This window comes from Pirellulales bacterium (assembly GCA_035499655.1).
In the GTDB taxonomy this organism is placed as follows: Bacteria; Planctomycetota; Planctomycetia; order Pirellulales; family JADZDJ01; genus DATJYL01.
The window spans coordinates 1-5084 of record DATJYL010000002.1 but is presented as its reverse complement, the minus strand read 5'-3'; the positions used below and the strand labels follow the sequence as shown (position 1 = coordinate 5084).

Here is a 5084-nt window from a genome sequence, read left to right as displayed (position 1 = left end):
ATCGACAGGCTGGGGCGTTCCCAGCCGCGCCGCGTGTTGAGTCTCCGGTCAGGGCTACGCCCTTCCCTCCGACTCAACACGCGAACTAAACCCTAACCGATTCTCTCACAGACACTGGTACTGAAATCGGGAAGGGGTCATCCGGCTCGAGCGCAACCAACGCCGAGTAGCCTCCCGTCATGCCGTTGTGCCAAATAATTTTGTTATCTCCCTCGGTCGTGATGTGCCAGGCCAGGCCGATTTCCAATTTTTTCGCCGGCTTGGTGTCCGATTTGCTGATCTTAAAACGTGGCTCGTGCGAAAGGGCAATGGCTTTCGCCAGCGGTGTGGAGTCGGGGGAAAGATTGGCCCTTAAGTAAATCAGCATGTCGTGCAGGGTCGAACGGATGGCTCCGCAGCCGGGCAGCGCGGGCACATCCCAATGCATGGTCGGCAGGCCGAGCAAATCAAAACCGCTTGCCATGCGTGAGGTCTGAGCATCGGAAAGAGCAATCACCGTGTCGGTCATGCCCAGCGGACCGCAAATCCGCTGCTGCACCAGTTCCTCATACGTTTTGCCGGCACGTGTTGCCAGACCGTTGCCTAATAGGCCCATGCCCAGATTGCTATATTCGTATTCCTTGCCCGGCTCCCGTTCCAACTTGTATTTCGCAAGAAATTTGTTGAGATCATCCACGGTATAACCGGAGTAGGGATTCAATGGATTGACGAGCAGGCCCATATTGGTGGGCAATCGTGGCAGGCCCGATGTTTGCGTTGCTAAATCGACCAAATGAATTTCGCGATCGTCAAACCTCGGCACGCTTGCGTTGGGTCCCAGCAACTCCGCAATGGGCTGGTCGAGTTTTACCTCGTTGCGCCCAACAGCGTCGGCCAGCAGCAGGCCAGTGAACGTTTTAGTGACGGATCCGAGTTCGAACAGCGTATTTTGATCCGGTGGCGGGCCACCAATCGATTGATGGCCCGCAAACACGGTATGCTCCGTGCCGCTCTCGAACACACCTACAGCCACTCCAAACAACGTATTTTCGACGAACGCCTGGGCACGCTGGTGCAGCACATCATCCAACGTGGCCGGTTCCACCGCTGCCGCTTGCCCGGCGAAGAGGAAAACCGCAGCGGCGATTATCACGGCATGTTTCAAGAATCACCCGCCGCCAGGTGTACACGGATTTGGGTTTCATGGCCGTCGCGGATGATGGTGATGTCGACGTCGTCGCCGGGATGAAAACTGTCGACCACGGATAGGAAATCGTCGGCCGTCAGTGTGGGCTTTCCGTTCACGGCAGTAATGATGTCCGCGGCGCTGCGGTCTATCGATTGCACGTCATAGGTAAAGAAGCCCTGTTGTTTTCGCGTTTTTGTTATCTTGAAGCCGCGCAAGCCTGCCTGATCGGCAGGACCCCCCGGTTGCACGGCGGCAATCAGCAGTCCCTTGTCCGTTTCGTAGACTTTGGCAATGCCGGTGTCTGGCCGAGTGACGTGGCCGGTGGCAATCAGCTCCGGCACGACGCGGGCAATCACGCTGGAAGGAATGGCGAACCCCACGCCCGTGTTTTGGCCGGTTCTGCTGGCGATGGCGGTGGTCATGCCGATCAGCCGGCCGTGGGTATCCAACAGGGGGCCCCCGGAATTTCCGGGATTGATGGCGGCGTCCACTTGAATGACCGATTTAATGGTGCGGTTGCTGCGCGACGGAAGCGTACGGTCCAAGCTCGACACCACGCCGGTGGTCAACGTGCGCTCCAGGCCGAACGGATTTCCCAGCGCGTAAATGCGCTGGCCCACTTTCAACCGCGTGGAATCGCCAAAGTGGACCGGGAAGAGCGAATCCGGGGGTGCATCGATTTTCAAAATGGCCACGTCGGTGGACGCGTCTTTCGCCACCACACGCGCCGGATAGTCTTTACTGTCGTACAGCGTGACTTGGATTTCCTTCGCGCCTTCCACCACATGATAATTCGTGAGAATGTGGCCCTGTTGATCGAGCACGGAGCCGGAGCCGGTGCCTTCTTGCACCACGTCGAGCAAGAACATGTTTGTGCCGCTGGCTTCGGTTTTGATGTTCACGACGCTGCGGTTGCAGCCTTCGTACACGGCCACATTCACGCGCTCCTCCGGCGTGAGTTCTTCGGCCCCTTCCAGCGTTGGCGCCGGGCCCAGCGCCAGCGGCGTGCGATTCGCATCGCCAGGGCGATTGGTGGCGGGCAATCGGGGCGCTGGAAATCCAGATGGATCGCCGGCTTGCGCCCGTGGGGGCTCTTGGGCATGGACCGCCGGGGCCAGGCTGGGCGTGTTCCACCAAATGCTGGCTGCCACAGCGCCGGCTGCTGCAGAAATCAAACACAAGGACAGAATGTGTGTGTTTCGCATGGCGCGGGACAAATAAGCGTGAAGAGTGATGCGTGTGTTATGGGCGGTCAATCCTTGCCATCGAGAATATCTGATTATACGGCAGATGTGGAGGGCGGATATCAGCGAGTTTGCAGCGCGGAAGCCGTTATGGCGTAGGGGTTTCTTTATGGTTCATAAAGGCGGTTGAATTAGATTGCGCATCGGCCTGCTCGATATTTCGGCGACCAAAGCTCTTGGCACCGGGAAGGTATCAATCGCTTCAATAGTCAACCGCAAATCGCACCTTCCCCCGGCGGAATTCGGCTTTTTCAAGGCGTATGTAAAAATGGGGAAATCTCGTAGCGTAAGGCTAGGCGAGTGAATACAATAGGATTATTCCGCTGGAGGGCTCCAGCGGCGGGCCACGGTGGGCGATTTTCTGCGAGATACGTACATTCCGCGTGGACCATCGGCGTCGGTACCGGAACACGGCGCAAGTCTGCGCAATTGTTTTTTGCGCTGGAGTAACAAATCATGTTGCGAACCCCTGGCAGGTTCCTGCTGATGGCACTGGCCCTACTTGTGGTCGGGACAAGCTTGGTCTTGTCTGCCACGCCTCAATCCACCGACAACTCCGTCCCCAACGGGGCGCGCTTCGATGCCTATGCCAAGCCGGATGGGACTTCGTATTTTGCGTTGAGCTTAATGCCTCAGGTGACTTTGCCGGCCGCCAATTCCAGTGAAGTCGTGGTGCTGTTCGACACTTCGGCGCGACAAGTGGGGCCGTATCGCGAAAAGGGCTTGGAAATGCTCCGCGGCCTGCTGGCAACGCTAAGCGATAACGACCGTGTGAAGCTCATGGCCGTCGATTTGCATGCCGTCGAAATGACCAAATCGTTCGTCTCGCCGCGCGGGCCGGAAATGCAAGCCGCTTTGAAGCAATTAGAGCAGCGTGTGCCGCTGGGCGCAACCGATTTGGAAGCGGCGCTAAAAGGAGTGCAAGCCAGCTATGCCGCCGACGCTCCGGCGGCCAAAGGCGCCGAATCTTGTGCCGCTTTATACATCGGCGATGGGCAAAGCAATGCCAATCTGATCGGCGAAGATGTCAATCACGTGGTGGATCAGTTGGTTCAAGATCACGTTTCGATCAACAGCTTTGTCGTGGGCCCGGGAGATAACAGCGCCGTTTTGGCCGCGCTGGCGAATCAAACCGGCGGGATCGTTACGCTCGATAGCGATAAAATTGCCGGCCGCGAAGTGGGCGCACAATTCGCCCAAGCCGTGCACGAACCCGTTATCTGGCCCACCGATCGCAAACTGCCCCAGTCGTTGGCGGAAGTGTATCCCACCAACACACCCCCTTTGCGGACCGATCGTGACACGATTTTGTTGGGTGCCGGCCAGGCCGACGGAACGTTCGCGGTGGAGATCAAAGGCGAATGCGCCGGCAAACCGGTCGAGTTGAAATGGGACGTGCAGGCCACGAAGCCCAGCGACGATAACGCCTATTTGGCCCAATGGGTCGATTTCGCGAAGAACGACGGCGGGCGTCGCTTGCCCACGTTAGGTTCGGAAGGTTTGGCGGCGGCCCGGCGCGTCTCGGACATGGGCGCCCACACTTTTGCGCAATTAGGACGTCAGGCGGCTGCTGAGGGAGACGTCAAGCAAGCCCAGCGGTTTGTCGACGAAGCGCTCAAGCGCGACCCGTTGAATTCCAACGCGCTGGTGCTCAAGCAATCGATCGACAGCGGCGCATTGCACGCCGATGCGGTGGCGCAATCCGGCGGTGCGCCGGACGGTGCGGTGCACGCGGTTTCTGCTGAAAAACCGGTTCCCGCTGATGCCAGCGGCGATGATTCGAAGGCGGGTGATCTGCTGAATTCCGTGGAACAAGCGCAGCGGGTGGTCCAACAAAAGGTCATGACCGAATCCACTGTCGCGATGAATCAGGCCCGCGATCAAATGGCTACCGATCCGGCTGCGGTTTTAGAAAACCTGAAGCTGCTCATGGACCGCGTGCTTCGCGTCCCGGAGTTGTCCAGCGATCAACGGGCCGACCTGCGTAGCCAGCTTGCCGCGTTGATGGAGCAAGCCTCCGAGCGCCGCTTCGAGAAAGAAGCGGCCGACGTCCAGCGCGAGCAAAATGCGGCAGAAGCGCGGGACCGTACACGAGTATTGCAAAATTTGGTGGTCAAAGAAGAGCGGCTGAAGGGGCTCATCGACCGTTTCAATTCGCTGGTGGAGCAGGGTTATCAGAACGCCGACCAGGTGATGAACGAGCAATTGCTAGCGGCCAGGCGTGATGCGGCCGACGAATTTCGTCGCGCCGCGGCCACCACCGCGCCCGCGTTTTCGGAGTACACCCAGTACAACGTGGAAAATGCCGCGGTCCGCGATGCCGCGGAACGGAATTTCATGGACACCATGCATTTAGTCGATGTGTCGCACATTCCGTTCCCCGACTCCCCGCCGATTGTATATCCCGACGCGGCGTTTTGGCGGAAAATCAGCCGCGACGAAAATAATCACGTCGGCGGGCGGATCACCAAGTATACGTCCCTGGATTTGTTGGGCTCAAAGCCTGCGGAACAGGCCATTATTAAAGCATTGGAGGACAGAACAACCTTAGATAATCCCCAAGGTATGCCCTTGAGCGATGTGATGCAATATATCGCCGACAAGCACCATATTCCCATTCAATTTGACGATGCGGCATTGAAAGATGCCAGTCTTGACCCCACCACGATGCT

3 protein-coding genes are annotated in these 5084 nt (G+C 58.2%); 1 reads left to right on the top strand and 2 read right to left on the bottom strand.

What is annotated here, in order from left to right:
* Positions 1 to 85 precede the first annotated feature (85 nt).
* Positions 86 to 1132 (bottom strand): serine hydrolase domain-containing protein, encoded by a 1047-nt coding sequence (locus VMJ32_00090; GenBank protein HTQ37395.1) that lies wholly within the window; start codon positions 1130 to 1132, stop codon positions 86 to 88.
* An 8-nt stretch (positions 1133 to 1140) separates the two neighbouring features.
* Complete coding sequence (locus VMJ32_00085; GenBank protein HTQ37394.1) at positions 1141 to 2373, bottom strand: trypsin-like peptidase domain-containing protein; 1233 nt, start codon at positions 2371 to 2373, stop codon at positions 1141 to 1143.
* A gap of 495 nt (positions 2374 to 2868) precedes the next feature.
* Here VMJ32_00085 and VMJ32_00080 point away from each other — a divergent pair.
* Positions 2869 to 5084, top strand: a 2216-nt coding sequence (locus tag VMJ32_00080; protein HTQ37393.1) for a hypothetical protein, incomplete at its 3' end; no start/stop codon positions are given.

What these genes read in the sequence shown, in the direction of transcription:
- VMJ32_00085 (HTQ37394.1), bottom strand. Translation starts at nt 2,373, where the DNA reads ATGCGAAACACACACATTCTGTCCTTGTGTTTGATTTCTGCAGCAGCC.